General features: G+C 70.1%; 22 protein-coding genes and 1 pseudogene. 14 read left to right on the top strand and 9 right to left on the bottom strand.

Features of this window, described 5'->3' with window-relative positions; translation table 11 throughout:
• Positions 1 to 5: 5 nt before the first annotated feature.
• The gene (locus IEZ09_RS20650; RefSeq protein WP_189255362.1) at positions 6 to 2,318 is read left to right on the top strand and encodes a KGGVGR-motif variant AAA ATPase; all 2,313 of its coding nucleotides are present in this window, start codon (positions 6 to 8) and stop codon (positions 2,316 to 2,318) included.
• On the opposite strand, the gene IEZ09_RS20655 is transcribed toward IEZ09_RS20650, so the two are convergent.
• Positions 2,291 to 3,493: an FAD-binding protein gene (locus IEZ09_RS20655; RefSeq protein ID WP_189255363.1), complete on the bottom strand. Its 1,203-nt coding sequence runs from the start codon at positions 3,491 to 3,493 to the stop codon at positions 2,291 to 2,293. The two genes, IEZ09_RS20650 and IEZ09_RS20655, sit on opposite strands and share 28 nt — an antisense overlap.
• A 126-nt stretch (positions 3,494 to 3,619) precedes the next feature.
• On the opposite strand from IEZ09_RS20655, the gene IEZ09_RS20660 reads away from it, so the two are divergent.
• Together IEZ09_RS20660 and IEZ09_RS20665 are read left to right on the top strand one after the other, a co-directional pair.
• Positions 3,620 to 4,570: a methyltransferase gene (locus tag IEZ09_RS20660; protein WP_189255364.1), complete on the top strand. Its 951-nt coding sequence runs from the start codon at positions 3,620 to 3,622 to the stop codon at positions 4,568 to 4,570.
• A gap of 37 nt (positions 4,571 to 4,607) precedes the next feature.
• Positions 4,608 to 5,942: a hypothetical protein gene (locus IEZ09_RS20665; RefSeq protein ID WP_189255365.1), complete on the top strand. Its 1,335-nt coding sequence runs from the start codon at positions 4,608 to 4,610 to the stop codon at positions 5,940 to 5,942.
• Here IEZ09_RS20665 and IEZ09_RS20670 read toward each other — a convergent pair.
• Complete coding sequence (locus IEZ09_RS20670) at positions 5,932 to 6,714, bottom strand: siderophore-interacting protein (protein ID WP_229812776.1); 783 nt, start codon at positions 6,712 to 6,714, stop codon at positions 5,932 to 5,934. The two genes, IEZ09_RS20665 and IEZ09_RS20670, sit on opposite strands and share 11 nt — an antisense overlap.
• The gene (locus tag IEZ09_RS20675) at positions 6,711 to 8,969 is read right to left on the bottom strand and encodes an ATP-binding cassette domain-containing protein (RefSeq protein ID WP_189255366.1); all 2,259 of its coding nucleotides are present in this window, start codon (positions 8,967 to 8,969) and stop codon (positions 6,711 to 6,713) included. The genes IEZ09_RS20670 and IEZ09_RS20675 overlap by 4 nt, the downstream gene beginning before the upstream one ends.
• A gap of 83 nt (positions 8,970 to 9,052) precedes the next feature.
• Between IEZ09_RS20675 and IEZ09_RS20680 the strand changes: the two genes are divergently transcribed.
• From IEZ09_RS20680 to IEZ09_RS20695, 4 genes are all read left to right on the top strand, one after another.
• A complete protein-coding gene (locus IEZ09_RS20680; RefSeq protein ID WP_189255367.1) occupies positions 9,053 to 9,826 on the top strand; it encodes a TetR/AcrR family transcriptional regulator C-terminal domain-containing protein in 774 nt (257 codons plus the stop codon).
• A 46-nt stretch (positions 9,827 to 9,872) separates the two neighbouring features.
• The gene (locus IEZ09_RS20685) at positions 9,873 to 10,247 is read left to right on the top strand and encodes a hypothetical protein (RefSeq protein WP_189255368.1); all 375 of its coding nucleotides are present in this window, start codon (positions 9,873 to 9,875) and stop codon (positions 10,245 to 10,247) included.
• 46 nt (positions 10,248 to 10,293) lie between these two features.
• Positions 10,294 to 11,346, top strand: a complete 1,053-nt coding sequence (locus tag IEZ09_RS20690) for an alpha/beta hydrolase (RefSeq protein ID WP_189255369.1) — start codon at positions 10,294 to 10,296, stop codon at positions 11,344 to 11,346.
• Positions 11,347 to 11,419: 73 nt separating this feature from the next.
• Positions 11,420 to 12,967: an outer membrane protein assembly factor BamB family protein gene (locus IEZ09_RS20695; protein WP_189255370.1), complete on the top strand. Its 1,548-nt coding sequence runs from the start codon at positions 11,420 to 11,422 to the stop codon at positions 12,965 to 12,967.
• Here IEZ09_RS20695 and IEZ09_RS20700 read toward each other — a convergent pair.
• Positions 12,947 to 15,556 (bottom strand): AfsR/SARP family transcriptional regulator, encoded by a 2,610-nt coding sequence (locus IEZ09_RS20700; protein WP_189255371.1) that lies wholly within the window; start codon positions 15,554 to 15,556, stop codon positions 12,947 to 12,949. The genes IEZ09_RS20695 and IEZ09_RS20700 overlap by 21 nt on opposite strands.
• A 180-nt stretch (positions 15,557 to 15,736) precedes the next feature.
• Between IEZ09_RS20700 and IEZ09_RS20705 the strand changes: the two genes are divergently transcribed.
• Positions 15,737 to 16,384, top strand: coding sequence for a PP2C family protein-serine/threonine phosphatase (locus IEZ09_RS20705; RefSeq protein WP_229812777.1), 648 nt, complete (start codon positions 15,737 to 15,739; stop codon positions 16,382 to 16,384).
• Here the strand turns inward: IEZ09_RS20705 and ku are convergent.
• On the bottom strand, positions 16,381 to 17,193 hold the full coding sequence (gene ku / locus IEZ09_RS20710; protein ID WP_189255423.1) for a non-homologous end joining protein Ku: 813 nt from the start codon (positions 17,191 to 17,193) through the stop codon (positions 16,381 to 16,383). The genes IEZ09_RS20705 and ku overlap by 4 nt on opposite strands.
• Before the next feature lie 120 nt (positions 17,194 to 17,313).
• Between ku and IEZ09_RS20715 the strand changes: the two genes are divergently transcribed.
• A complete protein-coding gene (locus IEZ09_RS20715; protein WP_189255372.1) occupies positions 17,314 to 17,667 on the top strand; it encodes a hypothetical protein in 354 nt (117 codons plus the stop codon).
• Between the two features lie 37 nt (positions 17,668 to 17,704).
• The gene (locus IEZ09_RS20720; protein WP_189255373.1) at positions 17,705 to 18,226 is read left to right on the top strand and encodes a metallophosphoesterase family protein; all 522 of its coding nucleotides are present in this window, start codon (positions 17,705 to 17,707) and stop codon (positions 18,224 to 18,226) included.
• On the opposite strand, the gene IEZ09_RS20725 is transcribed toward IEZ09_RS20720, so the two are convergent.
• The 4 genes from IEZ09_RS20725 to IEZ09_RS20740 form a co-directional block, all read right to left on the bottom strand.
• A complete protein-coding gene (locus tag IEZ09_RS20725) occupies positions 18,118 to 18,912 on the bottom strand; it encodes an esterase/lipase family protein (RefSeq protein WP_189255374.1) in 795 nt (264 codons plus the stop codon). The genes IEZ09_RS20720 and IEZ09_RS20725 overlap by 109 nt on opposite strands.
• Positions 18,913 to 18,932: 20 nt before the next feature.
• A complete protein-coding gene (locus tag IEZ09_RS20730) occupies positions 18,933 to 19,094 on the bottom strand; it encodes a hypothetical protein (protein ID WP_189255375.1) in 162 nt (53 codons plus the stop codon).
• 57 nt (positions 19,095 to 19,151) lie between these two features.
• Entirely contained in the window at positions 19,152 to 21,710 is a 2,559-nt protein-coding gene (locus IEZ09_RS20735; protein WP_229812778.1) for an NPCBM/NEW2 domain-containing protein, read from the bottom strand.
• Between the two features lie 133 nt (positions 21,711 to 21,843).
• Positions 21,844 to 22,455: a hypothetical protein gene (locus IEZ09_RS20740; protein WP_189255377.1), complete on the bottom strand. Its 612-nt coding sequence runs from the start codon at positions 22,453 to 22,455 to the stop codon at positions 21,844 to 21,846.
• A gap of 19 nt (positions 22,456 to 22,474) precedes the next feature.
• Here IEZ09_RS20740 and IEZ09_RS20745 point away from each other — a divergent pair, with 19 nt between their 5' ends.
• The 4 genes and pseudogenes from IEZ09_RS20745 (at position 22,475) to IEZ09_RS20755 (ending at position 24,449) form a co-directional block, all read left to right on the top strand.
• Entirely contained in the window at positions 22,475 to 22,636 is a 162-nt protein-coding gene (locus IEZ09_RS20745) for a hypothetical protein (RefSeq protein WP_189255378.1), read from the top strand.
• 338 nt (positions 22,637 to 22,974) lie between these two features.
• Positions 22,975 to 23,037: pseudogene (locus IEZ09_RS47475) on the top strand (TetR family transcriptional regulator); the annotation flags it as partial.
• Between the two features lie 51 nt (positions 23,038 to 23,088).
• Complete coding sequence (locus IEZ09_RS20750; RefSeq protein WP_268247635.1) at positions 23,089 to 23,433, top strand: hypothetical protein; 345 nt, start codon at positions 23,089 to 23,091, stop codon at positions 23,431 to 23,433.
• Positions 23,434 to 23,528: 95 nt separating this feature from the next.
• Complete coding sequence (locus IEZ09_RS20755) at positions 23,529 to 24,449, top strand: ArsR/SmtB family transcription factor (RefSeq protein ID WP_189255380.1); 921 nt, start codon at positions 23,529 to 23,531, stop codon at positions 24,447 to 24,449.
• Positions 24,450 to 25,267 lie beyond the last annotated feature (818 nt).

A 25,267-nucleotide genomic window follows, 5' to 3' on the forward strand; every position in this document is an offset into this window, starting at 1 on the left:
TGATCGTGACCTTCTATTCGTACAAGGGCGGTGTCGGCCGGTCGTTCTGCCTGGCCAACGTGGCTGTGCAGCTGGCGCGCTGGGGTAATCGCGTGCTGTGCGTGGACTTCGACCTCGACGCACCCGGCCTGCACGAGTACTTCCGGCCGTACGTCGGGCCGATCGCGCTGGGGCTGGTCGAGGTGATCAGCGGCGAGGCCGAATGGGCCGAGGCCGTCAGGTCCGTTGCCGTGCCGGACACCGACGGTCTTTCGTTGCTCGCGGCGGGACGCGCGGACACGTCGTACGCGGATCGAGCGCAGTCGTTGTCGTGGCCTGAGCTCTTCGCCGAGGAGGACCTCGGCTGGCGGTTCGAGAAGCTCCGCGAGCAGTGGGAGGAGAGCTACGACTACGTGCTGGTCGACAGCCGGACCGGCATCACGGACATCGGCGGGATCTGCACGGCGCAGCTGCCGGATGTGCTGGTCCTCTGCGTTGCGCCGAACCGGCAGAACCTGACGGGCGCGCTGGAGGTGGCGCAGCGGGCGGCTGCCGCTCGCGACAAGCTCCCCTACGACCGGGGCGGGTTGCTGTACCTGCCTGTGGTGTCGCGGTTCGACAGCAAGGAGGAGTACGAGCGCGCGCGGTCGTGGCGGGCCCGTCTGGTTGAACAGTTCGCGCCGCTCTACGCGAGCTGGATGCCGAAGGACCAGCACGACGACCAACCCGAGCTGGGGCTGATCGAACGCACGACTGTGCCTTACCTGCCGTACTGGAGCTTCGGCGAGGAGATCGCCGTTCTCGACGAACGCAGCGGCAGCCCTGATTCGGTTTCCTACTACATGGACAACATCGCGGCGTTGCTCGCTCATCGGCTGGCGGACGCGGATGTCCTGGTGAGCAATCGTGACACCTATGTGTCCGCGGCACGGGAACGCGGCCGTCGCGAGATCGGTCACGGATTCCGCTACGACGTGCTGGTGCACGGCACGTCGGAACGAGCCGCGGAGCTCACGAACGAACTCCTGGACCTCGGTGTGCGAGCGGTGCGCGGACGGCTCGCGGAGCTGTCGATGGTGCGGCACTTCGTGATCGTCGATCCACCAGCGCTGCCGTCGGCCGGCGTTCAGGAGATCCTCGACCAGGGACGCATGGTGATGGTGGTCGCGGACGACGTGCCGAGACAGCTGTCCGCGGCACACGCGCTCACCAGCTCTGCCAGTGCGGTGGAGATCGCGGTCGAGGTGGTGACCGTGGTGCCTGCGGACGACGCGGAGCCGCACTGGGAGGGAGTGCTGGTCGCCGCCGCCAGGGAGCTCCGGTCACAGGGTGATCTGGACGGTGCCTATGCGCTGGTCAGCAGGGCGGTCGAGGCGGTGCGGACACCAGTCCTGTCGTCTCTGCTGCGTGGGGAGCTGGCGATGGACATCGGCAGGCCGGAGGTGGCCGAATACGACCTGGACCGCGTTCTCGTTCTCGTGGCGTCGACCTCGCGGGAGGCACAACGCGCTCACCGGCTGCTTGGCGAGATCTACCGCGACCGGGACCAGCGCAGAGCGGTCCGTCATTTCCACGACGCGCTGAGCGGCAGCGATCGGAGGGAGAAGGCGCTGGTGCACCGCGAGCTCTCCCGGATCGAGCTGCGCGAGGGGAAACCCGAGGTGGCGCAACGACATCTGGAGGCCGCACGCGAGCTCAACACCGGTGATGTGGCGCTGGAGGCGCAGCTGGCGTTCGAACTCGGCTCGCTGCTGGTCGACGTCGGCGACTTCGACGCGGCGAGTCGCCAGCTGGCCGAGGCCCTCGAGTGGAACACGTTGCCGCTCGACGACGAGGTCAACGCGCTCCGTCAGCTCGCGTACCTGGAAGGTGCTGCCGGGCGTCCGCGCGAAGCCGAGGACTACCTGCGGCGCGCCCGTGACTTGCCGGTGCGGCCGGAGGACAAAGCCGACATCATCATCGAGCTCACCCGGATACAGCGGGAGAACTACGGCACGAACGTGGCAATCGATGCTCTCGGGGACGTTGTGCACTCACTTGAGCTGAATGACGTCATCGGCAAGGCCAGGCTGCGTGAGAAGCTGGGCAACCTCTATCTCGAAGTCGGTGACAAGCCTTCAGCGCGAGATGTGTTCATCGAGGCTTTGACGGCCTTCCGCAGTCTTGGTGACAGGGCGGGGGAGGTGCGGACGTTGATCGGACTCGTGTCCGCGTACCGAGGTGCGGACCCGGCCAAGGCGATCAGCCATTGGCAGGAGGCCCATCGGTTGCTGACGCGGTTGCGCGGGCCGGAGGCCGATCTGCTGTGGCGTCAGCTGGAGGCTGCTGATCCGAAGTAGCGGGTCAGGAAGTCGTTGCGGAACACGCCCTTCGGGTCGTGCTCGTTGAGCAACGCCTTGAACGCGTCCCACTGTGGGTAACGGGCGGCCAGCAGGGTCGGCGGCACGGTGAAGAGCTTGCCCCAGTGCGGCCGTGGCGCGATGGCCTCCTCCAGGCGCGGGAGCAGGGCGAGCACGGCCGGGGTGTTCGGCACCCAGGTGAAGTGGATGGCGAGGCTGTCGCGGTCGGCGGCAGGGCTGAGCCACTGCGGTTCCGCGGAGATCGTGCGGATCTCGCAGGCCTGGACGAGCGGTGAGATCACCGTGGACATCTCGGCTAGGGCGCGCAGGGCCGTCACGGCGCGGGTGCGGGGGACGAAGTACTCGGTCTGCAGCTCCTGGCCGACGGACGGGGTGAACTCGGCCTTGAAGTGCGGCAGCCGCGCGTGCCACGGGCCGGGGACGCCGCCCTGCTCGGTGCAGTGGATCGGGGGCTGGCCCACCACCGGGTGACGTGGGCCGTCGGCCGGGTGGCCGGGGAAGCGGAACGGCTCGTCGCCCACGCGGTGCTTCACCCAGAGGGTGGCGCCGCCCTGCCAGTCGATGAACGCGCTGACGCTGTAGGCGCCGTCGAAGATCTGGTCGAGCTGGCTCAGCAGCGTCGTCCAGGCGACGTCCTCGTAGACGGTCTGCGCGACCTGGAACGACGGCACGACGTCGAGCGTCACGGCCGTGACGACGCCGAGGCCGCCCATCGACACGACGGCGCCCGCTGACGTCAGTTCGACGACCGAGCCGTCTGCGCGCATGACCTCGACGGACCGCACGGCGCCTGCCAGAGAGCGCGCGCCCGAGCCGTGCGTGGCCGTGGCGACGGCGCCGGCGATGGTGATGTGCGGCAGCGACGGCAGGGTGTGGAGGGCGAGGCCCGCGTCGTCGAGCTGTGGGGCGAGTTCGGCCAGCGTCGCGCCCGCGTTGACCCGGACGGTGCGGCCGCTGACCTCGAAGACCGCGGGCATCGCGGCCAGCGACAGCAGGGTGCCGGTGGTGTCGGCGATGGGGCTGAACGAGTGCCCGGAGCCGACGACGTGCACCGCGGACGAACCGCGGAGGATCGCGCGCAGGTCGTCGGCCGTGGTCGGCGTGACGGCCTGGGCCGCGGAGAACGTGATGTTGCCGGCCCAGTTGGTCTTCATACGCACACCGTAAGCGTCCGAGCGCTGGAAGTTGTTCTCTCTATAGCTTCAGTGTGTACCAAAATCCAGTTGCCCGTGGTGGCAGTGTGGATTCACGTGGGAAACGACGTGCACAAACTCCGGGAAATGGCAGGGCTGGCAACCCCGATGGCATTGCGGGTCGCGGTGACCCTCGGCCTTCCCGATCGCCTGAGAGCCGCCGCCACGGTCGACCTCCTGGCCGCCGAACTCGGCGTCAACCCGACCGCCCTCGAACTCCTGCTCGGCCACCTCGTCACCCTCGGCGTCGTCGACCGCGTCGGCACCGGCTACGGCACCACCGAGTTCGGCGCGCACCTCTGCGCCGACGCCGGCAACGGCCTGCACAACCTCCTCCACCACGACACGGCCGCCGGGCGCGCCGACCTCGCCTTCGTCGACCTGGCCCACAGCGTCCGCACCGGCGAGCCCGCCTACCCGCTGCGCTACGGAAGGGACTTCTGGACCGACCTCGCCGAGCAGCCCCACCTGCGCGAGGCGTTCGACCGGCAGATGACCTGGCGCATCCGGGAACGGATCCCGGACTACGTGGCCGCCGTGGACTGGGCGCGGTTCCCGGTGATCGTCGACGTCGGTGGCGGGCCCGGCGACCTGCTCACCGCCGTGCTCACCGCTCATCCCGGACTGAGCGGCCATCTCGTGGACCTGGAGGTCGGGCCCGCCCGGCAGAACTTCAGCGGGCTCGGTGACCGGGCGCGCGCGACCGCCGGCAGCTTCTTCGACCCGCTGCCCGCCGGTGGGGACGCCTACCTGCTGTTCAACGTCCTCCACGACTGGGACGAGGGGCAGTGCCACCGCATCCTGGCCCGGTGCGTCGAGGCCATGCCGGAGCACGCTCGGCTGCTCGTCGTCGAATCCATCCGAGGTATGGGGATCAGCACCGAGATGGACCTGGTCATGCTCGTGCACTTCGGTGGGCAGGAGCGGAGCCTCGAAGAGTACAAGAAGCTCGCTGCGCCACATGGTTTGGTGCTCGAGCAGGTGACAGAAGTGGCCAACGATCGGTCCGTGCTCGAATTTCGGAAACATCCGATCTAAAGTCGAGTTCTGCCGCCGCACGGACGAAGGGATTCCCATGCGTCTAGCAGCGGCCGCGGCGGCCCTGTTGATCCTGTTCGCCGGCACTCCCGCGCACGCGGCGCCGGACGTGAAGGTGCAGGTCGAAGCCGCGAGCACCAGTCAGGTCGGCAGGGACTTCGCCGGCTTCAGCTACGAGAAGGACCGGGTCGGCGCGCGGATGTTCAACGCCCGCAACGCCGACCTGGTCCGGCTCTTCCGGCTCCTCGGGCCCAGCCTGCTGCGCATCGGCGGCAACCTGGTGGACATGACGACCTGGAACCCGCGGGGCGCGGGCGGCAGGGCTGAGGAGGTCGCGCCGTCGGACATCCGGGAGCTGGCGCTGTTCGCCAGGGTCACCGGGTGGAAGGTCGTCTACGGCATCAACCTCAAGACCAACACGCCCGAGAACGCCGCCGCCGAGGCCGAGGTCGCGGCCAAGGAGCTCGGCCGCGACCTGGTGGCGTTCGAGATCGGCAACGAGCCGAACGTCTACGTCAAGACGTGGCCGGAGTACGAGGCGCTGTTCGGCAAGTTCGCCGACGCGATCAAGGCGAAGGTGCCGGACGCCGAGTTCGACGGTCCCGGCGAGGCCAACAAGACCGCGTGGGCCATGGACTTCGGCCGCACGCAGAAAGCACGCGGCGCGACCATCCTCTCCACCCACCAGTACATCGCCCGCAACGACAAGGCGTCGATCCCGGACATGCTTGCGTCCAACAAGTCCGGGCGGTTGCCCACCGCGAGCGCCGCGATGCAGAAAGCCTGGCAGGACAACGGCATCAGGCAGTGGCGCGTCACGGAGGCCAACAACTACTACCACGGCGGCGCCGCGGGTGTGAGCGATGTGCAGGCGGCGGCGCTGTGGGCATTGGACTACATGTCCGGTGTCGCGGCGCGGCAGGGTTCGGGCATCAACTTCCACGGTGGCACGTCGGTCCAGTTCCCGCTGCACTACTCGCCGATCAAGTACGACGGGCTGAATCCCGTTGGTGTGCAAGGGGTTTACTACGGTGAGCTGCTGTGGAAGCTGGCCGGGCCCGGTGCCTACCACGCGGCGAGCGTCACCGGTGCGGACGAGGTCACGGCGTGGGGCATCGGCAACAACGCGTTCGTCAACAACAAGAACACGACCGCGGTGACGGCGACGATCACGTTGCCGCACAAGGCCCGTCACGCCAAGGTCTACGTGTTGACCGCGCAAAAACTGGACTCGACGGAGATCACCATCGCCGGGTCGAAGGTCGGGAAGGACGCGAAGTTCACGCCACGGCCCGAGAACATCAGGGTGGCCGGCACGAAGGCCACGGTCGACGTGCCGGCCAACAGCGCTGTCCTGGTGGTCACTCGCTGAGCGCGGCGATCCGTTCCTGGGCCTCGGCGAGGTCCTCGGCGGTCGGAGCGTCGTCCTGGGTGAGGGTCCGGCGCCAGTAGCCGGAGAACTCGATGTCCTTTTTGGGCACTCCGAGCGCGACGAAGTGCCTCCGCAGTGCCCGCACCGCGGAGGCCTCGCCGCCCAGCCACACCCAGACCGACGACGGCACCTCGGCCGCGGTCACCACGGACACCAGGTCCTCCCCGGCACTGCGGTGCACCCACCGCACGCCGGGGATGTCCTGCTCCTCCGCCGGGTCCGCGACCTCGACGAACGCCAGCCGTCGCTGGGAGGCGGGCAGCAGCTCCAGCAGTGAGGCGATCGCGGGCAACGCCGTCTCGTCGCCCGCGAACACCAGCAGGTCCGCAACGCCGAGCGGACGGGCGTAGTCCGGCGACGGACCGAACCGGCCGATGACGTCGCCCGGCTTGGCTCGTGCGGCCCACGCGGAGGCGGGGCCGCTGTCGCCGTGCAGCACGAAGTCCACGGTCAGCACGCCGTCGACCAGAGACCGCACGGTGAAGCTGCGCATCCACGGCCGTTCAGGCTCGGGGATCGCCAGGTAGGCCTGGTACCAGACGCTGACGTCCGGCGAGTCCGACACCTGCGCGGAGCAGCCCGGCTTGGGGAACAACAGCTTCAGCTGCTGGTCCGGCCAGGTGCCGATGCCGGCGAGGCCGTCGCCGGTGAACGTCATCCGCACCATGCGCGGCGTCAGCGGCCGCACGGAGGTGACGGTCAGCAGGCTCACGACAGGTACTCCTTCAGGTGCTGGGCGGTGAGGGTGGCCGAGTTCGCGACCAGGTCGCCGGGCGTGCCGGTGAAGACCACCTGGCCGCCGTCGTGGCCGGCGCCGGGGCCCATGTCGATGATCCAGTCGGCGTGCGCCATCACGGCCAGGTGGTGTTCGATCACGATGACCGTGTTGCCGGAGTCGATCAGCTGGTCGAGCAGGCCGAGCAGCTGGTCGACGTCGGCGAGGTGCAGGCCGGACGTCGGCTCGTCCAGCACGTACGTCGAGGCCTTCTCCGCCATGTGGATGGCGAGTTTGAGCCGCTGCCGCTCGCCGCCGGACAGCGTGGTCAGCGGCTGGCCGAGCGACAGGTACGACAGGCCGACGTCGTGCAGGCGGCGCAGGACGGCGTGGGCCTGGCCGGACGGGAAGAACTCGCACGCCTCGGCGACGGACATGCCGAGCACCTCGCTGATGTTCTTGCCCCGCAACGTGTAGCGCAGCACCTCGGGCGTGTAGCGCTTTCCCTCGCACTTCTCGCAGACCGTCGCGACGCCCGCCATCATCGCCAGGTCGGTGTAGACGAGGCCGATGCCCTTGCAGTGCGGGCAGGCGCCTTCGGAGTTCGCGCTGAACAACGCCGCTTTCACGCCGTTGGCCTTGGCGAAGGCGGTGCGGACCGGGTCGAGGAGCCCGGTGTAGGTGGCGGGGTTGGACCGGCGGGACCCGCGGATCGCCGACTGGTCGACCGTCACCACGTCCGGGCGCCCGCGCAGCGAACCGTGGATCAGCGACGACTTGCCCGACCCGGCGACGCCCGTGACGACGGTCAGCACCCCGAGCGGGATGTCGACCGAGACGTCCTTCAGGTTGTTCTGCCTGGCGCCCTCGATCGTCAGGAAACCCTTGGGGGAACGGAACTGCGGCCGCAGCTTCGCCCGGTGGTCGAGGTGCCGTCCCGTCAACGTGCCGGACGCGCGCAGACCCGCCACGTCGCCGGAGTAGCAGACGTGGCCGCCGTTGACGCCCGCGCCCGGGCCGAGATCGACGACGTGGTCGGCGATCTCGATGGTCTCCGGCTTGTGCTCGACGACGAGGACGGTGTTCCCCTTGTCGCGCAGGCGAAGCAGCAGGTTGTTCATCCGCTGGATGTCGTGCGGGTGCAGGCCGACGGTCGGCTCGTCGAACACGTAGGTGATGTCGGTCAGCGACGATCCCAGGTGCCGCACCATCTTCACGCGCTGCGACTCGCCACCGGACAGCGTGGCGGACTCGCGGTCGAGCGAGAGGTAGCCGAGGCCGATCTCGACCAGCGAGTCGAGCGTGTCGCGCAGCGTCGCCAGCAGCGGAGCGACGGACGGGTCGTCGATCGAGTGCACGAACTGGGCGAGGTCGCTGATCTGCATCGCGCAGCAGTCGGCGATGTTCAGTCCGCGGATCCTCGAGCTGAGTGCCGCGGAGTTCAGCCGGGCGCCGTGGCAGTCGGGGCAGGTCGCGAACGTGACCGCGCGATCGACGAACGCCCGGACGTGCGGCTGCATCGACTCGCGGTCCTTGCTCAGGATCGTGCGCTGCAGCTTCGGGATCAGGCCGTCGTAGGTGACGTTGGTGCCGCCGATGTTCAGCTTCGTCGTCGGCTTGTACAGGAAGTCGTGCAGTTCCTGCTCGGTGAACTCCGCGATGGGCTTGTCGGGGGAGTAGAGGCCGGAGTTGGCGAGCACCTGCCAGTACCAGGTGCCGACGCCGTAGTTCGGGGCGTCGATCGCGCCCTCGTTCAGCGACTTGGTCCTGTCGACGATCGCGTCCACGTCGATGGTGGTGACCTTGCCCAGGCCCTCGCAGCCAGGGCACATGCCCTCCGGCAGGTTGAAGCTGAACGCGCCGGACGTGCCGACGTGCGGCTCGCCCAGGCGGCTGAAGACGATCCGGAGCATGGTGTGCGCGTCGGTGGCCGTGCCGACCGTGGAGCGGGAGTTCGCGCCCATCCGCTCCTGGTCGACGATGATCGCCGCGCTCAGGTTGTGCAGCGCGTCCACGTCCGGCCGCCCGATCGACGGCATGAACGACTGCAGGAACGCGGTGTAGGTCTCGTTGATCATGCGCTGCGACTCGGCCGCGATCGTGCCGAAGACCAGCGAGGACTTGCCGGAGCCGGACACGCCGGTGAAGACCGTCAGGCGGCGCTTGGGGACGTCGAGCGACACGTTCGCGAGGTTGTTCTCCCTGGCCCCGCGGACCTGGATCACGTCGTGGCTGTCGGCGACAGCATTCATCGCGGCTTCTCACCCCAGTTGATTCTTTATGCCGTAAAGTATCGGACCAACGAGGTTACTTTACGTTGTAAGGAGTCGCAACCGTGGTCGTCTACGCAGGTCAGGGCGACCCGCGCCGGTCCATCGAGCTGCTCTGGCGCGGGTCGGTCACCGAGCACCGCCCCGGCCCGAAGCCCGGCCTGAGCGTCGACGCGATCGTCGACGCCGGCATCGCCGTCGCCGACGAACAGGGCCTCGCGTTCTCGATGCGCGCGGTGGGGGAGCGCCTCGGCCACACCGCCATGGCGCTCTACACGTACGTGCCGGGCAAGAACGAGCTGGTCGACCTCATGTACGACCGCACGATGGCCGAGCTGCCGACGTCCTACCCGCTCGACGACGGCTGGCGGCCCGCCGTGACGCGGTGGGCACACGACATGTGGGAGTGCTACGGCCGCCACCCGTGGGTGCTGCAGGTGTCGCAGGCACGCCCGGTGCTCGGCCCGCACGAGTTCGCCGTGACCGAGGCACTGGCCGCGATCCTGGTCTCCACCGGCCTGCCCGGCCGGCAGCTGCGCGGCATCGTCGGCGCGATCAACTACTTCGTGCGCGGCGCCGCCCAGACCATCGCCGAGGCGCGCGCCGCCGGTGGCGCGACCGGCGAGGCCGACGAGGAGTGGTGGTACGCGCGGTCGGCCGTGCTGCTGGAGATCGAGCCCGACCTCGCGAAGAAGTTCCCGATGCTGCACCTGCTGGAACAGGATCGCGAGCCGGTCGACCCCTCCCTGCCGTACCTGGAGAACGACGCGCTGGAGAACTTCCGCAACGGCCTGCGCGTCCTGCTCGACGGCATCGAGGGCGCTGTGGCAAAACCGTGACGAAGTCCGGACCTCCGGCGCACATGGGCCCGATGAGATCGTGCTCATGGCGATCGTGCCCAGAGTCCTCGGTGCCGTCGTGCTCGCGCTGGTGCTGACCGCGCCGAACACGGCGGCCACCACGCCGGTGCGGGAGCACCGGCCCGCCGTCATGAGGATGGAGTACGCGGTCGGCGACCTGAACGCGGTGGTCCACTCGCCGCGCACGCTCGTCGGCACGCGCCCGCTGGTGTTCCACCTCCGCGGGGACGACCACCGCGCGCAGTCGTTGGCGCAGCAGGGAGCCATCGTCGTGCTGGTCGGCGATCCGGCCGTGCTGAGCAGGCACGTGGAGCTGTGGCGCGAGCTGAGCGGGGCCGAGGGCCCACTGGCGGAACGGTTCCGCGGGTTCGCCGGCCACTTCTCTGTGGCAGAACCGTGACACGACCCTCACAAGCCGCCCACATCCGACCGTTTTGATCACCGGCATGGCACTCGCGCCCAGGAAGATCGGTGCGGTCACGGCCGCCGTCGCGTTCGCGATGGTGCTGACCGCGCCGCACACCACCGCAACCCCCGACCACCGCACCGGCGTCAGGAAGATCGAGTACTCGCTCGGTGATCGCGCCTTCCAGGTGCCCGGCTTTCACACCGAACCGGGCGGCCCCGTCGCGGACCTCGAGCTCACCGCCGTCGTGCACGCGCCACGCACGCTCATCGGCAAGAGGCCGGTGGTGCTGCTCGCGCACGGTTATTGGAAACCGTGCCAGAGCGACCAGTGGGTCTGGCCCTGCCCGCAGGCAGACGCGTTCCCGAGCTACCGCGGGTACGACTACCTGGGACAGGAGCTGGCGCGTCAGGGTTTCGTGGTCGTGTCGGTGAGCGTGAACGGCGTCAACGCCGGTGAGATGGGCCAGTCCGCCGACATCGCGCGGGCGGCGCTGATGAGCAGGCACCTCGAACTCCTGCGCGACCTCAACGACGGCAAGGGTCCGCTCGCCGAGCGGCTCAAGGCCTTCCGCAACCACCTCGACCTGACCAACGTCGGCACCCTCGGCCACTCGCGAGGTGGCCGCGGCGCGGTCTACCAGGCGTCGGACCGGCACGCCGCCGAACTGCCCGCCGGTGTGCGCATCAGGGCCGTGCTGCCGCTCGCACCCGCCGACTACTACGCACCCGACCCCGAGGCCCCGGAGAACCTCGACTACCGCATCACGAAGATCCCGTTCGCGGTCATGACCGGCAGCTGCGACGGCGCGGTGAACGGCGGCTCGTACGTCGACAACGCCAAGGGCCGCAACCTCGCGCCGATCCACGCGGTCACGCCGAAGCACGCCAACCACAACTACTTCAACACCGAGTGGTCCTACGACAACGACAGCCGCTGCCCGGACACCGGCCTCACCCCTGAGCAGCAGCGCGCGGTCGCCACCACGTACATCCCGGCGTTCTTCCGGCAGTACCTGCTCGGACAGCACAACCCGATCGTCAGCGGGGGCTGGCCGGGTGTCGACGTCGTGACGCATCAACCGATCGGCTAAGCCACAACACGACTTTGGGCGGTCGCATCCCCCTTCCGCCACTGCCAGGGTGGTGGTGGAAGGGGGAAATTCCATGCTCAAAACAACTGCGCTGCTGACCGCGGCGCTGATAGTGCTGACCGCCTCACCCGCCACGGCGCATCCCAGCGGCGACTGGGCCGGGTGGCAGAAGGATCTGAACGGCTCCCGGCACAACGCCGCTGAGTGGCGCCTCAACCAGCACAACGCGGGCAAGCTCAAGCTCAAGTGGGCGTTCTCGCATCCGCTCGGCGAGATCAACCACGTCCGCAGCCAGCCGGCCGTCGTCGGCGACACGATCTACTTCGGCGGCCCGGACGGCAAGTTCTACGCCCGCAACGCCCGCACGGGCGCACCGAAGTGGGAGTTCACGCTCCCACCCGCCACCCGGTTCGCCTACAACTCGGACGGCCCGGCCGTGAGCGGCGGCAAGGTGTTCTTCGGCGACAGCGCGGGCCGGCTGTTCGCGCTGGACCAGCGGACGGGACGGCAGCGCTGGCAGGTGCAGATGGACGACACGATCGCGTCCATGACCACCAGCTCGCCGATCGTCCACAACGGACTGGTGTACGTGGGGACGTCGAGCAGCGAGAACGTGTTGCCGCGCGACCACGCGTGCTGCACGTTCCGCGGCCACGTCGACGCCTACGACGCCGACACGGGCGCGCTGGTGTGGCGCCACTACACGGTGCCGGAGCCGGTCGAGGTCGGCACGTGGCCCAACGGCGCCAAGCGGTTCGAGCCGTCCGGCGCCGGCGTGTGGAGCTCGCCGGTGATCGACCGCCGGACGGGCACGCTCTACGTCGGCACCGGCCAGAACTACACCGGCAAGGGCGGCGAGTTCGACTCGTTGCTCGCGCTCGACGCCCGCACGGGCGCGGTGAGGTGGACCAACCAGGTCACCGACGCCGACACCTGGCGCGGGGCGTGTAACGAGCCCGACCCCGAGGGGTACTGCCCCGGTCTGAAGGACAACACCAACCTCGACTACGACATCGGCGCGACACCGACCCTGTTCGAGGCCGGCGGGCGGCAGCTCGTCGGCGTCGGCCAGAAGTCCGGTGTCTACCACGTGTTCGACGCCAGGACGGGGCAGGTCGTGTGGCGTCGTCAGCTGGGGTCGCCGTGGCCCAGCGGTGGCATCGGCGGCATCCAGTGGGGAGCGAGCTACGACGGCAAGCGGCTCTACATCGCGACCTGGCTCGCCGACCCCGGCAAGCTCTTCGCGGTGGATCCCGCCACCGGCGCCGTGCTGTGGGAGACCCCGGCACCCGCCGACGGCTGCTCCACCGGCGGCGCGGCCGGTCAGCCGAACTGCGCGCCGGGGCACGGCGTGCCGGTGTCCAGCACGCCCGGCGTGGTGTGGCTGGGTGCGCAGGACGGCAAGTTCCGCGCGTACGACGCGAAGATCGGCAAGATCCTCTGGACCTACGACACCGTTCAGGACACGCAGGGCGTCAACGGCCTGATCGGGCGCGGTGGCGTCATCGCCGGTCCCGGCTCGGGGGCGGTGGTGTCCAACGGCATGGTCTACGTCCACTCGGGCCACTGGTTGGGCTACCCGAGCCAATACGGGCGCGTGCTACTGGCCTTCGGCCTGTAGCTTCCGGCGCACGGAGTCGGCCGGGAGGCCGGCTCCGCTGCGCAGCTCCAGCGACTTCTGCCAGGCACGACGGGCTTGCTCGGCGTCACCCGCGGCGAAGTGGGTGTCGCCGAGCTGCTCGTAGGCGGCGGCTTCCAGCGGGAGGTCGCCGCCCAGCCGGAAGATGGCGGCGGACTGCGTGAACGCGTGCGCCGCGCGTTCGTAGTCGCCGAGTCCGTAGTAGCCGGTGCCGAGGTTGTCCCACGTCTCGCCCTGGCCGATGGCGTGGCCCATCGCCTCCCACATGGGCATGACGCGCTCGGCGTACTCGACGGCGGTGGCGTACTCGCCGATCTTGCCGTAACCCCACGCCAGCCCGGTCAGCGCGTTGGCCTGGCCGTACTCGTCGCCGCACTCCTCGTACAACGCGAGCCCGCGCCGCGTGTACTCCAGCGCCTCGCCGATCCTGTCGTCCGGGCACAGCATCGCGATGTTCAGCAGCACGCCCGCCTGGCCGGCCGGGTTGCCCTCGTACACCTCGAGCGCCCGTTCGAACGCCGCCCTGGACTCGTCGAGCCTGCCCACCCTGCCGAGGCCGCGGCCGAGGTTGATCAGCGTGCGGCCCATCGCGTCGGTGTCGTCGAGCTGTTCCAGCGCGGCGATCGCGAGTTGCTGCGACGTGAGGAGATCGCGGTAGTGCGCCTGCCGGTCGAGGACGTCGGCGAGCGACCAGCCCATCAGCCACGTCTGCGCCGGGGTGCCGTGGGGCATCGCCGACATCAGCGTCGGGTGCTCGGCCATGAGCCACGCCAGCGCTTCGTCGTGCGTGCCGAACCGCGTGACGATCACGCCGTCGGCCGGAGGCGGGGTGGCCGGGCGGTGGCGGCTCGGGGTGAACACGACGGCCGCCTCGACGCTCGTCAGCGCGAGGTGGTCGAGCAGCCGGGTCAGCGCCTCGTCGCGTTCCTCGGTCGGGGCCAGCTCCGCCGCGTAGTCGCGCAGCAGGTCGTGGCACGTGAACCGGCCCGGCTCCGACTCGTCGAGCAGGTTCGCCTCGGCCAGTTCCGCGAGCAACGCCTCGGTCTCCGTCAGCTCCAGCCCCGCGAGGGACGCGGCGCCGGCGAGGCTGATGTCCGAGCCCGGCATGAGGCCGAGCAGCCGGAAGAGCCGCAGCGCTGGCGGGCTGAGCGCCCGGCAGGAGTGCGAGAACACCGAACGCAGGTCCGCGGTGACGTCATCGTCGTCGGCGAACGCGTCGAGGTCGGCGAGCTCGTCCGCCAGCGCCGCCAGCGGGAACTCCGGCTGCGTGGCCGCCCGTGCCCCGGCCACCGCGAGCGCCAGCGGGAGACGCGCGCAGCGGCGGACCACCGTGTCGACGGCGTCCGGTTCGGCCTGCGCGCGGTCGTGGCCGATGCGGGCGGCCAGCAGCTCGCGGGCGTCGTCGGGCGGCAGCAGGCCCAGCGGCAGCGAGCGGGCCCGGTGCGTCGGTTTGAGGGCGGTGCGGCTGGTGACCACCACGTGCGTGTTCGGCGTGCGCGGCAGCAACGGCTCGATCTGGTCGGCGTCGGTCGCGTTGTCCAGCACCATCAGCACCCGCTTGTCCGCGAGCGTGTCCCGCAGCAACGCCGACTGCCCGGCCAGGTCGTGCGGCACCTTCGCCCGCGGCACGTCCAGCGCCGACAGGAACCGCAGCAGCGCGTCACCGGGACTCAACGCCGCACCGGACGGGCCGAAGCCGTGCAGGTTCACGTACAGCTGGCCGTCCGGGAACCGTTCGGCCACCCGGTGCGCCCAGTGCACGGCGAGCGAGGTCTTGCCGACCCCGCCGGTGCCGGTGATCACGACGACGCCGTTCGGCGCCTGGTCGAGTTCGGCGAGCTCCAGCGCCCTGCCGGTGAACGGCTTGGGCGGCGCGGGCAGCTGCCGCGGCGCCGACGCGGTCTGCAGCCGCCGGTGCAGGGTGGTGAGCTGCCGGGACGGCTCGGCGCCCAGCTCGGTCGCGAGACGGGCCTTGAGCAGCTCGAAGTGCCTGATGCCCGCGGAGGTGCGACCGCTGCCGTGCAACGCCTCGATCAGCTGAGCGGCGATCCGCTCGTCCAGCGGGCGTTCGGCGGCGAGCGCCTGCAGCTCCGGCACCAGCAGCGCGTGCTCGCCGTCGTTCAGCCGCTGGTCGACGTGGTCGAGACGGGCCGCCAGCAGCTCGCCGGCGAAGCCCTGCCGCAGCTGCCGCGCCCACGGCGTGTCCAGTGTGGACAGCAGCTCCCGGCCGGCGAGCGCGAGGGCCTCGGCGGTCCTGCCGGTGCGCACGAGGTGGCGGAACAGGTGCAGGTCGATCTCCAGGGGGTCGGCCCGCACCACGTACCCGCCGGCCTCGCGCTCGATCAGGCCGGGCAACGTCTGCCGCAACCGGGTCAGCCAGGTCTGCATCATCGCGCGGGCACGAGGCGGCGGCGCGTCACCCAGGACGCGTTCGACCAGCTCGTCGGCGCCGACGACCCGTCCGGCGTCGACGAGCAGCACACCGAGGAGGGCGCCCGGCCGCGTCGGACCGAACTCGGTCGCGCGGCCGTCCACCCACGCCGAGACCCCGCCGAAGACCGTGAAGCGCACGATGATCACCGTAGTCGGGCCCGTTCGGGGTGCGCGACACCAGCACAAGAGAAAAAGCTCTCGCAGTTGGCGGTGCTGTGCGGACCCGTTTCGCCGGGCGGCGAAGTTCTAGAGCAATTCTCAGGGTGCTGACAGCAGACTCCCAGACAGGCGCGGCTTGATGGAGTCAGGGAGGTCGCCATGCTGATCGATCGCACCATGCCACTCGGTACCGCTCTGACAGTCACGTACGCCTCGGACCGTGGACCGCGCACGCACAACGCCGACGCGTACGCCACCAACGGCCGTCGCACCTTCGTCGTGGCGGACGGGGTGGGCGACTCCGCGGCGGCCGTCGAGGCCGCGCACGCCGCCGCTGGGGCCGCGGCGCTGCTCACCGACCCGGTCGCCGCGATCCTGGCCGCCAGGGACGCGCTCCAGGTGCACAGCGGGGACGCCGTGATCGTGGTCGCCGTGGCCAGGCCGGACGGGGGCTTCGACGTCGCGTGGGCCGGCGATGCCCGTGCGTACGCCTCCGACGGCGAGGACCTGGTGCAGCTCACGACGGACCACACGGTGGCCGAGTACTTCCGCGAGCGCGGGCTCGTGCCGGAGCGGCGGATGGAGCACGTCGTCACGAACACGGTCCGGCACGCCACCGCCGGGAACATCGGGCGGGCGGCGACGCGCGCCACGCGGCTCGTGCTCGCGTCCGACGGCGTCTACGGGCCCCTGGGGCACGGCGGGATCGAGGCGATCATGGCCGGGCACGCGTCGGCAGAACGGCTCGTGCGAGCCGCGTTGTACGCGGGCGGCACCGACAACGCCACCGCGCTGGTCGTCAGCTAACCGGCCTTCTTCTTGGCGCCGCTCCGCTTCTTCTTGCTCGCCTCGACACTGCGTTGCAACGCCTCCATGAGGTCCACGACGCCCGTGGCCTCGGGAGGCTCGGCCTCGACGACGATCTCGCGGCCCTTGCGCTTGTCCGCGATCAGCTTCTCGACGCGCTCGGTGTAGGTGTCGCGGTAGTCCTTCGGCCGCCAGTCGTCGGCCATCGACTCGACCAGCGAGATCGCCATGTCGAGCTCCTTGCCGCGGGGCGCCCGTCCCTCCGGCGTCACGTCCAGCACGTCCTGCGGGCTGCGGATCTCGTCGGCGAAGAACAGCGTGTGCACGGCGAGGATCCCGTTGTCCTCCTTCAGCGCGGTGAGGTACTGCTTGCCGCGCATGACGAACATCGCGATGCCCGCCCGGTTCGTCTTCTTCATCGCCTGCGCCAGCAACAGGTACGGGCGCGAGAACTCGGGCTTGGCCGGGCCGAGCCAGTACGTCTTCTGGAAGAACACCGGGTCGATCTCGTCCAGGTCGACGAACGCCTCGATGTCGAGCGTCCGCGAGCGGCCGGGAGCGATGTCCTCCAGCTCCTCAGGCTCCACGATGACGTACTCGCCGTTGTCGACCTCGTGGCCCTTCACGATCTTGTCGTAGGGCACCTCGCGGCCGGTGCGCTCGTTGACGCGCTTGTACCGGATGCGGTCGGACGTGCCGCGCTGGAACTGGTTGAAGTGCACCGTGTGGTCCTCGGTGGCGCTGTACAGCTCCACCGGGATGCTGACCAGCCCGAAACTGATCGACCCGCTCCAGATCGCCCGTGCCATGCGGGCCGAGTACCCGCTTCCGGCCACGTCGAACCACGCGTTGACTGTTGACCGCGTGCAACCTCCCCTGCGCGCCGCGTGTTTCCAGTTGGTGATCGACAACCCTGAGGGAGGACGTGAATGAGGTTCGTACTGGGGAGCCTGCTCGCCGCGCTCGCGCTCGTGGCGGGAACCGGTGTGGCGCAGGCGGATCCGCCGAAGCCGCCGTACCCGATCGTGACGACGTGGGCTGACGCCGAAGTCCGCACGTGCGAGGCGTTGTCGTGTCCGGTGGACCACGTGATCCCCGCCGGCACGAGCAGCATCGGCATCTGCTGGACCCGTGGGCAGACCGTCTACGACCACGGCATCTACAACAACATCTGGATCATGGTGAGCATGAACAGCGGTGGCCGCTACCTGGCCAGCGCGATCTACTTCAGGGGCGACGAGCGGGCGAACCTGCCGTACGAGAACGACTGCGGGCCCTACTGACGAGCGCTGTGACCGCAAGCGGCTACGGTCTTCAGGTGTGAGAGTGGTGGTGCTGTCCGACACCCACGCGCCGCGGTTCTGGAAGCGGTGCCCTGCCGACGTGGCCTCACACCTGCGGTCCGCCGATCTCATCCTGCACGGCGGTGACGTCTGCGTCGCCGCCGTGCTGGACGAGCTGGCCCAGTATGCGCCCGTGATCGCGGTGTGCGGCAACAACGACGGGCCCGACGTGGTGGCGTGGGGCGCGCGGGAGACCGCGGAGTTCGAGATCGAGGGCCTGCCGGTCGCGATGATCCACGACAGCGGCCAGAAGACCGGACGGCTGGCGCGGATGCGCCGACGCTTCCCCGCTGCCCGTCTTGTCGTCTTCGGACACTCGCACATCCCGTGGGACGAGGAGGAGGACGGGTTCCGGGTGTTCAACCCCGGCTCACCCACGGACAAGCGGCGTCAGCCGCACGGCACGATCGGGCTGCTGGACGTTGTGGACGGTGTCCTGCTGGACGCGCGCATACTTCCGGTCGCCCAGGCGGCGAGCCGAGGTTCCAGGACCTCGTAGACCTGCGGGTCGAAGCCCATGCCCGTGTGCGTGCTGTGCACCTCGACGCACTCCGCGTACGGGTCCTGGCACAGCTGCCACGGCACGATTCCGTCCATTCGCGAGAAAATCGAGATCGCGGGCACCCGCAACGGTTCCGCGAGCGTCTTCACGTGCTCGTCGAAGCACGGGCCCCGCATGCAGTCGTCGTCCAGCAACCCGGGAATCCCCGCGGAAGCCAGGCGCGCCAGGAACCTCGCGATGCGCAACACGTTGGGGTGCGCGCCCATCGGGTCGAGCACGGGGCTGCCCAGCATCACCAGGCCGTGCACCAGATCCGGCCGCCGGGCGGCGGCGAGGCGCGCGAGGCCGCCGCCACGGCTCTGGCCGAGCAGCACCACCGGACGTCCAGTGCGCTCGGCATGCTTTTCCGTGCTGTGCAGGAGTTTCGCCAGCAGGTCCGCCGTGCAGCCGACGGTGAACCCGACTCCCGACCGCGCCGGCAGGTAACCGCGGGCGCGCAGCCACGACGCGGCGGGCGTCAGGCTCGCCTCGCCGGCGCCGAAGCCGGGGACGAGCACGACGCCGAGACCCTTGCCCTGGCCAGGATCGGCGGTCCGCCACACCGGATGACGCAGCAGCTTCGGCACGTCCCACAACGCCCTGACCACGCTCTCGCGTGCGGCGGATCGCAACCCGTCGAACATGCCTCTGGGTTGCCTGGGATTCAGGACCTAAACTCCTCGTTCCTGACGAGGAACGCGCCCAGGCCGTGGAAGTCGTTCACCGCCTTCGCCCGGCGCAGGTAGTGGCTCTCGTCGCCCGCTTTGGACAGCACGTCGCGGTACCCCTTGCGGGCGACCGGGAGGTTCGCCGCGGAGATCGGCACACCGTCCACTGTGGAGGGAATTGGTGAGGCCGGCGGCGGGCAGCCCGGCCTCGTTGATCAGCACGTCAGCGCGGCCTCCGCCCAGTCGGCGTGGTCGAAGTTGCGGCCGTCGCCGCCGTCGGTGACGCGCAGGCTCAGCATCCGGACGTTGGTCACGTCGACGTCGATCGGGATGGCCGCGCCTTTGCCCTTCCGGACACCGCTGTCGTAGATCAGCTCGTCGTCGCCGAACACCTGGAACGCCACCGAGCCCGGTTCCCGCGTCTCGTCGTCGAGGCCGATCTTGGCCGTGAACCGCTCACAGCCCCGGCCGAGGTAGACGGAGATTTCGGAGGGTGCGTGGGTGCCCAGTCCCTTGGTGTAGGTGACACCGCCGATCGAGAGCGTTGTGCCGTCACCGCCGGCGTTCTCGCCGTTCGAGCGGTCGCGTTCGACCGGACCCCAGCCGTTGGTCTCGCTCAGGAACGGCAGATCGCTGATGTGCGCGCCGTTCGTGGGCACCGGCGGTGGCACGAACGCTTTGACCGCCTGCTCGACGTGCACGCCGTCGCCGAACGTGGCGACCACCGGCACGTCCACCAGCCCGACCGGACTCTGCGCGCCGACCTGGACCTGCCAGCGTCCGCTGATCGACTCGCCGGGTGCGAGCCGTCGGCGCTGCACGGTCGCGCCGGCCACTGCCCAGCCCTCGGGGGCAGTGGCCGCCAGGACGACGTCGCGGATCTCCTGGTCGCCGTTGGTGAACGTGCCGGTGACCTCGAAGGCCGAGCCCTGCTGAACGTCGACCGGGGTGGCCGGGGTGACCGTCAGCGTCGTCTTCGGGACCTGCCGGACGGGCCGGTCGCACGTCTGCAGGCCCGGCCGGTGGCGGCAGATGATCGCCGCGAAGCCGCCGTTGCGCCGCACCGGGACGTCGAGGGTGCCGGTGCCGCGCAGCACCTGACGGTCGCGCACGACGTCGGCCCTGGTCGCCGGGTCGCGGACGGTCTCGACGAGCCACTGGCCGCCGCCGAGGAAGTCCAGCCGGGCGTGCAGAGTCCGGTCCTGGGTCGCGATGCCACCGACGAACCACCTGTCCCCGTTGCGGCGCGCGACGACGGCGTGGGTGTCCGGGTCGCCGTCGAGGAGCCTGGTCTCGTCCCACGCGGTCGGCAGCTGGTCGAGGTAGCGCAACGCCTGCGGATGCCGTTCGTAGGCCTCGGGCTTGTCGGCGAAGTGCGTCCAGCCCGACTCGTACACGACGGGCAGCGCGGTCTCGTGCGCGATCGTCGCCTCCCTGGTGCCGACTTCCAGCGACACCGGCGTGTAGTCCATCGAGCCCGCGACGTTGCGGGTGAAGAACTGCACGGGGTTGTTGGCGGCGGGCGGGAGGTTCTCGGCGCCGCGCACGCCTTCCATCGTGAGCACGTGCGGCCAGGTGCGGGCGAGGCCGTGCGGGATGGTGGAACCGTGGAAGTTGACCATCAGACGCAGGTCCGCCGTCTTCTGGAGAACCGCGTCGTACCAGCGGTAACGGGCCTGCGAGTCGGACTCCATGAAGTCGAGCTTCACGCCCTTCGCGCCCCACTGCTTGATCCTCGGCAGCACGGTGTCGCGTTCCTGCGGGGTGTCGAGGTCGCTCCAGCGCAGCCACAGCAGGATCTCCACGCCCCGCGCGCGGGCGTAGCGGATCAGCTCCGGCACCCACTGGGCGCTCCAGCCCTCGTCGACCAGCGCGTACTCCCAGCCGTGGCGGGCGGCGAAGTCCACGTACTGCTTCTGCCTGGCGAAGTCGCCCGGGCTCGAGTGCTCGCTCAGCCACGACCACGCGACCTTGCCCGGCTTGATCCAGCTGGTGTCGGTGCGCAGCGCCGGCGTGGCCAGGTCGTCGACGAGCGTGGACGTGCTGACGGTGGCGAGGTCGCCGACGATCGCGGTGCGCCACGGCGTGGTGCCGGTCGACTCGACCTGCGGATCGGCCAGCACGACCTGGAAGCCGTTGCCAGTCCTGCGCAGCCTGCTGCCCGCGTACCGGCCGTCCACATCGGACTCGGTGAGCAGTGCGAAGTCGTCGCCCGTCTGGAAGAGCGACGGGTAGCCGAAGTCGCCGGTGGCCGCGCCCGCGGTCGTGCGGACGCGGTTGTTCTCGTACCAGGCGTTGTAGGGCAGCAGCCACGCCTTGGCGTCGGGGTTCAGGACGAAGCTGGACGCCTCAGAGGTGACTGTCGCGGCGTTCGGCAGCACGTAGCGGTAGGCGACGCCGTCCGGTGCGGCGCGGACGACCAGGTCGAAGCTGGCGGCGGCGGTGCGGAAGCCGAACCTGCTCTCGGTCATCCGGGTGGAGCGCTGCAGCCGTTTGCCGTGGGGCATGTCGTAGCGCTCGATGACAACGCGGTCAGAGCGGCCGGTGAAGGTCAGGTTCTCGGTCAGGTCGGCGGTGGTCGTCGTGATGCCGACCGGCGCGGGCTGCAGGACGGTTCTGCCCTGCCTCAGCACAGACAGCGTCAGATTTCCGCTGCCCAAGGCTATCTTGGCGGTGACATGGCCCGGTCCGGTGACGGTCCAGGCGGTCGGTGCGGCGGTGGCGGGCACGGAGGGCAACAGCAGGGCGAGCACGATCGCGAGCAGTCGTGACATCGTTGTCAGCTCCCAGGGTGAGACCGCTCTCATCGTGTTGGGGGCGTCCGGCTCCGGTCAAGGGGCTGATCGTTGTCAGTCGATTTGCGACAGAAGGATCACGTCGAAGCGCGGCACCAGCGTCGCGCGGCCCTCACACGGTGACCGCGATCTCCTCGCCCAGCTTGGCTCCGCCGAGCAGCTCGAGGTCGTCACCGCTCCAGAACCGGCCGGGGTCGTACCAGTTCGGCCGGCGGTGGGGCAGCAGTCCCATCTCCGCGTACGTCACCGCGACGATCTCCGCGCAGAACGCGCTCTCCAGCGTGGCGTCGGCCTTGTGTCGCAACGGAAGCCGCCCGCGCAGCCAGCGGGAGGCGAGCCGCGCGGTGGACGGGAACGGCGTGCCGTCGAGCCGGGCCACGGTCTTCAGCGCCGCGTCCTCCATCTCGCGGGTCACCAGGTGGTCGAGCTGCCGCAGCCACGCCCGCTGCTTGTACTTGTCGTGCCACGTCACCACGGCGTCGCGCAGATCGTGCAGCTGGGCACCGCGCTGATGGGTGCCGGTCCACATGTCCTGAAGCGACCTGCCGAGCTCGGCGTGCCACATCAGCGGCGGCAGGTCGTCCAGCACGATCGCCATGCCCACGTGGTTGACAGGGCTGTTCGTCATCGCCTGGATCGCCCTGTCCGCGGCGCTGCGGCCGCGGAACACCCACACGTCACCGGTGCGGGTCATGTCCACGGCTTCGTCCAGGGTTATCGCCATAGCCCCGTAGCCTAGGCACATGAAGCTCTGGAAGGTGATCGGTCTGGCCGCGTTCGCGGGCGTGGCGGCGAGCGGTGTCGTGGTCGCCCGCAACCAGCGCCGCCGGGCCGCCTACACGCCGGACCAGGTCAGGGAACGTCTGCGGGAACGCCACGCCGAGGCGTCGAAGAGCACCGGCTGAGCGCCGCGGGATCGGCCCCTCGTGGTGAGCCCCGGCGGTTCGTAGCATCGGTCGGCGGGTTCGTTCCCGTGCTGTGGAAGGAGGATTCGCGGCCACCGCCGCTCGCCGGGCCGATGAGGATCCCGCTGCAGTGGACCAGCGGGGTTGGGCATCCTCGTCGCGCTCGATCCGACCGGGCGGCGGCCGGCCGCAGGCCTACCGGCTGACGACCACCTCGCGCCGGTCCGGGATGAGCCGGAAGGCCACGAAAGACGCCACCACGAGCAGTCCGGCCGCCACCAGCGCCGTGCCCAGCACGGCTTCGGTGAACGTGCCCGCACGGGCCCGGAGTCAGCCTCGACGCCGTCGCCAGGGAAGCGGGCGTGTCGAAAGGTGGTCTGCCGCACCACTTCCGCACCAAGCAGGCGTTGCTCGTCGGCCTGATCGACGAGTGGTTCGGCCGCTACGACGCGATGGTCGAGAGCCTGCTCGAACCGGAGGACACGCCGGGCCGGTGGACCCGCGCGCACATCCGGGCGACGTTCACGCCGGACGAACTGTGGTCTCACCCGTCTGTCGTAACCGCGCTGCTCGGCGTCCCGGAACTGCAGCAGCGCCTGGACGTCGCTGCGGCCCGCTGGCGGCGGCAAACCGATTCCGACGGGCTTCATCCACAACGCGCGGACCTGATTTCCCGTGCACTCGACGGAGTGACGCTGGCGGACCTGCTCTGGCGCGGCCAGGAGTCGCCGCAGGGGCGTGCGCAGACCCGTGACCTGCTGCTGAAGCTCACCGAGCAGACCGGGCCGCTCGTTTGACGTTGTCCACCGATCGTTGTCAACCGGAACAACGCTGACACCGGACAACGAAATCTGCGTACCGTCGCAAGTGGTTGCACTCCGGGGGGAAGCAAATGCCGATAGTGTTGTCCGAATCCGCGCCCCAGGGCCGCGGGTTGACGATTCTCTTCGAGTTGGAAGATCTCGCGCGCACGAGATTCGCGGCGGCACCGCTGCCGATGTACGAACTGATCTTCACGGTGCACAGCGGCAACTGGGACCGCCTGCTCCTGCCGCAGATCCGCCCGCTCGCCGAACTGGTCAGGCCGGGCCGGTTCATTCCCGACTTCTTCAACTCGGCACGCCCCGACTTCGACGAGGCCGTGCGCCAGGTGCTCGGCGTGCCCTCGACGAGGGTGCGCGACCAGATCGCGAACATGCTGGGCACGACGTCGCCGTGGCTGCGGTCGTTCGCGGCCGGCACCCCGACCTCGCGGCAGGACCTGAGGTCCGCGCTCAACGCCGGCTTCCGCGACCTGATCGGACCGAACTGGCCGGAGACGCGCCAGGCGTTCGACGCCGAGGTCCGGCTGCGGTCGTCGCAGGCGGTGGCGCGGGGGCTCGGCGACCTGCTCGGCAACCTGCACCCGTCGATCTCGTGGACCTCACCGGCACTGCACGTCGAGCTCTCCTGGGACACCGAGATCTCGTTGCGCGGCACGGGAATGCTGATCGTGCCGGTGCTGCACGGGCTGACCCGCCCGGCGGTGTCGATGTTCGCCGAGCCGCAACCGCTGCTCTTCTACCCGGTGGCGGCGCCGCAGCCGGGCGGCGCCAGCCTGGAGCTCGCCCTCGGCCGCACCCGGACGCTGGTGCTGCGGGCGCTCACGTCCGAACGCACCACCACCGAACTCGCCAAGCACGTCGGCATCAGCCTGCCGACGGCGTCACAGCACGCGACCGCCCTGCGCACCGCGGGGTTCGTGTCGACCCACCGCAACGGCAGGTCCGTCCGCCACCGCCTGACCAGACGGGGCTGGGAACTGCTGAACTGACCCTGGGAGGCCCGCATGACCGCGCTGCCGCGGTATCGCACCGACCCGAGCCCTCGCGCGCTGGCCACCCGGCTGCGGGCCCTGCTCACCGCCGGGGTTCCACTCGCCTGCGGCGTCTACGCGGGCCTGTCCGCTCCCGGTCCCTCCTCGCCGTTGCACGCGAAGATCACGCACGCGATGGCACGGGCGTTCGTGACGGGTGTCTCCGCGGGCGTTCCCCGCTTCGCGCCGCCACCGTCGGCCCACCTGAGACTGCTGACGGCGGCGAGCTGGGGACGGCTCGACGGCGTCGGCGCCGACATGACGACGTTCCCCGTCGACCTCGCCTCCGAGCTGTGGTGGCGGGTGCACGAACGCGCGCTCGGCTCGTTGCGCACCGCCGAGCGCCGCGTCGCCTGCGATCTGTTGCTGCGCCTGGGATATCCGCAACGCGCGGCCGCGGTCATCGGGCTCAGCGTGATCGACGCGCGGCGCCACGTGCTGTCACCGGACCTCGCGATGGAACAGCTCGCGGTCCTGCGCTGTCACCTCCCGGCCTCCGCGGTGGAGGCGATGGCGTTGCGGGGCGCCCGATCCGGGCTCCCGGCCGAGACGCGGCGCGACCTCGCGCTGTTCGTGGTGTTCCGCAACGCCGCCCGCGGTGCCGACTCCACGTCGCTGCAGGCCGGTGCGGCGCTCGCGGTCAAAGCCTCGTCGGAGCTGCCGCACACCGGGTTCGCCGGGACGCTGCAGCGGGCCAGGCTGCACCGGGCGATCGCGGCCGTTCCGTTCGTGCGGCGCGACATCGGCGAAACGCACCGGCTGCTCGGCCGTGCGCT

Origin of the sequence: Lentzea flava (genome assembly GCF_014648475.1) — a bacterium.
Lineage (GTDB): Bacteria > Actinomycetota > Actinomycetes > Mycobacteriales > Pseudonocardiaceae > Lentzea > Lentzea flava.

Excerpts from the sequence above, each read along its gene's own strand:
- IEZ09_RS20655 (WP_189255363.1), bottom strand. The coding sequence starts at position 3,493 with ATGAAGACCAACTGGGCCGGCAACATCACGTTCTCCGCGGCCCAGGCC.
- IEZ09_RS20660 (WP_189255364.1), top strand. The coding sequence starts at position 3,620 with ATGGCAGGGCTGGCAACCCCGATGGCATTGCGGGTCGCGGTGACCCTC.
- IEZ09_RS20665 (WP_189255365.1), top strand. The coding sequence starts at position 4,608 with ATGCGTCTAGCAGCGGCCGCGGCGGCCCTGTTGATCCTGTTCGCCGGC.
- IEZ09_RS20675 (WP_189255366.1), bottom strand. The coding sequence starts at position 8,969 with ATGAATGCTGTCGCCGACAGCCACGACGTGATCCAGGTCCGCGGGGCC.
- IEZ09_RS20685 (WP_189255368.1), top strand. The coding sequence starts at position 9,873 with ATGGCGATCGTGCCCAGAGTCCTCGGTGCCGTCGTGCTCGCGCTGGTG.
- IEZ09_RS20690 (WP_189255369.1), top strand. The coding sequence starts at position 10,294 with ATGGCACTCGCGCCCAGGAAGATCGGTGCGGTCACGGCCGCCGTCGCG.
- IEZ09_RS20695 (WP_189255370.1), top strand. The coding sequence starts at position 11,420 with ATGCTCAAAACAACTGCGCTGCTGACCGCGGCGCTGATAGTGCTGACC.
- IEZ09_RS20705 (WP_229812777.1), top strand. The coding sequence starts at position 15,737 with ATGCTGATCGATCGCACCATGCCACTCGGTACCGCTCTGACAGTCACG.
- ku (WP_189255423.1), bottom strand. The coding sequence starts at position 17,193 with ATGGCACGGGCGATCTGGAGCGGGTCGATCAGTTTCGGGCTGGTCAGC.
- IEZ09_RS20715 (WP_189255372.1), top strand. The coding sequence starts at position 17,314 with ATGAGGTTCGTACTGGGGAGCCTGCTCGCCGCGCTCGCGCTCGTGGCG.
- IEZ09_RS20725 (WP_189255374.1), bottom strand. The coding sequence starts at position 18,912 with ATGTTCGACGGGTTGCGATCCGCCGCACGCGAGAGCGTGGTCAGGGCG.
- IEZ09_RS20735 (WP_229812778.1), bottom strand. The coding sequence starts at position 21,710 with ATGTCACGACTGCTCGCGATCGTGCTCGCCCTGCTGTTGCCCTCCGTG.
- IEZ09_RS20740 (WP_189255377.1), bottom strand. The coding sequence starts at position 22,455 with ATGGCGATAACCCTGGACGAAGCCGTGGACATGACCCGCACCGGTGAC.
- IEZ09_RS20745 (WP_189255378.1), top strand. The coding sequence starts at position 22,475 with ATGAAGCTCTGGAAGGTGATCGGTCTGGCCGCGTTCGCGGGCGTGGCG.
- IEZ09_RS20750 (WP_268247635.1), top strand. The coding sequence starts at position 23,089 with ATGGTCGAGAGCCTGCTCGAACCGGAGGACACGCCGGGCCGGTGGACC.
- IEZ09_RS20755 (WP_189255380.1), top strand. The coding sequence starts at position 23,529 with ATGCCGATAGTGTTGTCCGAATCCGCGCCCCAGGGCCGCGGGTTGACG.